Genomic DNA, 2,603 nt, shown 5'->3' on the forward strand with positions numbered 1-2,603 from the left:
CGACATCTATCGGGTGGACCTGACCCCAGGCTCCCACGTCCGCAAGGACGGGGACCGCTTTCTGGTGAACCAGGTGCGCGGATCGGACTGGATATGCTCGCCCCTGGACCTCGACCTGACGCTGTCCGATCACCATGGCTTTCGCGAGCCGCTCATCGCCCGGTCGATACGGAAGCTGACGCCCGCGGAGATCGCGGCGATCCCGCGCAAGGACCTGCCCTGAGGACCGGCCGGACCGCCCTTACGTCGCACCTGTCCCCTGCCCCCTTCTGCCCCCGCCCCTGACCCGCTAGGTTTGCCGCACACATGAGCGTGCTGCATCTTCTGGGGACGGCTGGGGACGGCGGGGCGGAGACCTACTTCGTCGACCTGCTGACGGCCTTGCGGCGCGCGGGCGTCGTCGAGTCCGCGGCCATCCGCCGACACGCGGCGCGCGAGGCCGCGCTGAAGGCGGCGGGCATTCCGGTGAAGGTGCTGGGCTTCGGCGGGCCGCTGGACATCCTGACCAAGACCGCGGCGGCGGGCTACGGGCGGCTGCAGGGCGCGAAGCTGATGCTGGCCTGGATGAACCGGGCGGCGCGGCATACGCCGAAGGGGCCGTGGGCCCGCATCGGACGGCTGGGCGGCTACTACAACCTGAAATACTACGCCGGCTTCGAGGAGCTGGTCGCCAACACCGAGGACATCGCCGAGTGGATCGTGGCCCAGGGCTGGCCGGCAGGGCGGGTGCGCTGCATCCCGAACTTCGCCGCTGCGCCCCGGGACGGCGGGCCGCTCGACCGGGCGAGTCTGGCGACGCCGGCCGACGCGCCGCTGCTGCTGGCCATGGGCCGGCTGCACGAGTCCAAGGCGCATGACGTGAGCCTGCAGGCGCTGGCCGAGCTGCCCGACGCCTGGCTGTGGATCGCGGGCGTGGGGCCGCTGGAGGCCAAGCTGAAGGCGATGGCGCAGGCGCTGGGCGTGGCGGGCCGCGTGCGGTTCCTCGGCTGGCGCACCGACCCCTCGGCGCTCTACCGGGCGGCCGACGTCTGCGTCTTCCCCTCGCGCTACGAGCCCCTGGGAAACGTGGTGATCCAGGCCTGGGCGCATGGCCTGCCGGTGGTGGCGGCGGCGAGCCAGGGGCCGATGGCGCTGATCGAGGACGGGCGCGACGGCCTGCTGGTGCCGGTCGACGACGCGAACGCGCTGGCGGCCGGCGTGCGGCAGCTCTTGGCCGAGCCGAAGCTGGCGGGACAGTTCCGGACGCGGGGGCGCGGCCGGGTGGCGGCGGAGTTCTCCGAGGACGCCGTGGTCAGCCAGTGGAAGACCCTCTTCGCGGACTACGGGGTCGGCTGATGTGCGGCATCGCCGGCCAGCTGGGGGGGAGCGACGCCCGCGTCCCCGAGATGATCGCGGCCCTGACCCACCGCGGGCCGGACGGTATTCGGACCGAGGAAAAGGCCGGGGCGGCGCTGGCCCACGCGCGGCTCTCGATCATCGACCTGGAGGGCGGCTGGCAGCCGCTGCATGCCGCGGGCTCGACGGTGATCGGCAACGGGGAGATCTACAACTACCTGGAGCTGGCGCGGGACCACCAGCTGCAGGGCGCGCTGGGCACCGGCTCCGACTTCGAGCCCTTGCTGCACCTCTACGCCAAGGAGGGTGAGAAAGCGTTCGAGCGGCTGCGCGGCATGTACGCGCTGTGCCTGATCGGCGCCGACGGGCGCACCTGGCTGGCCCGCGACCCGTTCGGCATCAAGCCGCTCTACATCATGGAGCACGCGGGCGGGCTGGCGTTCGCCTCGGAGCCGAGGGCGTTCTTCAAGGCCGGGCTGATGCAGACCGTGCTCGACGACGAAGCGGCCCGCGAGCTGCTGGCGTTCAACTACACCCTGGGCGCGCGGACCATGTTCCAGGGACTGCGCAGACTCGCCCCCGGCGAGGTAGCGGAAGTCTGCGACGGGCGGATCGTGAGTAACTGGCGGCAATCATGGCGTCCTTCTCCCCTTGTGGGAGAAGGTGGCAGCCCCCCGGGCTCGGCCGAAGGCCGACCCGAGGACAGGCTCCGGCTGACGGATGAGGGGTCGCACTCCGCCATCGCCGCGACATCCACGTCATCGCAGCTCAACGACCAACGCGACCCCTCATCCGACCTGCTGCGCAGGCCACCTTCTCCCACAAGGGGAGAAGGACAACTTCTGGCGGAATTGGACGCCGTGCTCGAGGACAGCGTCCGCGTACACCAGCGGTCGGACGTGCCCTATGGGCTGTTCCTGTCCGGCGGCATCGACTCGGCAGCGATCGCGACGCTAATGGCCCGCCTGAACGAGCGGCCGGTGACCGCCTTCACCTGCGGGTTCGAGGCGCCGGGCGCGGCGGACGAGCGGGCGCAGGCCGAGCGGGTGGCCCGCGCGCTCAATCTCGACTGGCGCGAGACCAGCTTCGGCGAGGCGGACTTCTGGCGGGTCGTGCCGCAGGTGGCGTGGGCGCTGGACGACCCTACCGCCGACTATGCGACGCTGCCGACATACAAGCTTGCCGAGGCGGCCAAGGGGACGCTGACCGTGGTGCTGACCGGCGAGGGCGGCGACGAGCTGTTCGGCGGCTATGGCCGCTACCGCCGG

Annotated in this window: 2 protein-coding genes and 1 pseudogene; all 3 read left to right on the forward strand. The window is 71.6% G+C overall.

Annotated features, from left to right (window positions below; genetic code table 11):
• Positions 1-223, forward strand: a pseudogene (locus tag JWP28_RS07465) (hypothetical protein); the annotation flags it as partial.
• A gap of 83 nt (positions 224-306) precedes the next feature.
• A complete protein-coding gene (locus JWP28_RS07470; RefSeq protein WP_299541651.1) occupies positions 307-1,335 on the forward strand; it encodes a glycosyltransferase in 1,029 nt (342 codons plus the stop codon).
• The coding region (locus JWP28_RS07475) for an asparagine synthase-related protein (protein ID WP_299541653.1) at positions 1,335-2,603 on the forward strand (1,269 nt) is incomplete at its 3' end. The genes JWP28_RS07470 and JWP28_RS07475, both read left to right, overlap by 1 nt.

It is taken from the genome of Phenylobacterium sp. (assembly GCF_028290885.1).
Lineage (GTDB): Bacteria > Pseudomonadota > Alphaproteobacteria > Caulobacterales > Caulobacteraceae > Phenylobacterium.